The organism is Streptomyces lancefieldiae (assembly GCF_031845825.1).
GTDB classification, from domain to species: Bacteria; Actinomycetota; Actinomycetes; order Streptomycetales; family Streptomycetaceae; genus Streptomyces; species Streptomyces lancefieldiae.
In genome coordinates, this window is the sequence record NZ_JAVRFH010000292.1 from 1 (window position 1) to 482 (window position 482).

A 482-nucleotide genomic window follows, 5' to 3' on the forward strand; every position below is an offset into this window, starting at 1 on the left:
CTGCGGGATCACCCCGGAGGCGTGCACATTGCGGCGGAAGATCTCCGCGAAGAGACCGAGCGCGACGACACCCTCCTGGATGCGCGCGCCGCCGCCGTCGTTGATGCCGATGATCGGACAGCCGGTCTTCAGCGCGAAGTCCATGACCTTGACGATCTTCTCGCCGTAGACCTCGCCCAGCGACCCGCCGAAGATGGTGAAGTCCTGCGAGTACACGCAGACCGGGCGGCCGTCGACCGTGCCGTACCCGGTGACGACACCGTCGCCGTACGGGCGGTTCTTCTCGATGCCGAAGTTGGTGGAGCGGTGCCGGGCGAATTCGTCGAGCTCCACGAAGGAGCCCTCGTCGAGCAGCAGCTCGACCCGCTCACGGGCCGTCAGCTTGCCTTTGGCGTGCTGCTTCTCGACCGCGCGGGCCGAACCCGCGTGCGTCGCTTCGTCAATGCGGCGCCTCAGGTCCGCGAGCTTGCCCGCGGTGGTGT

Annotated in this window: 1 protein-coding gene; it reads right to left on the bottom strand. The window is 67.8% G+C overall.

Annotated features, from left to right (window positions below; genetic code table 11):
• On the bottom strand, positions 1–482 hold a 482-nt coding region (locus RM812_RS42195; protein ID WP_311586315.1), incomplete at both ends, for a carboxyl transferase domain-containing protein.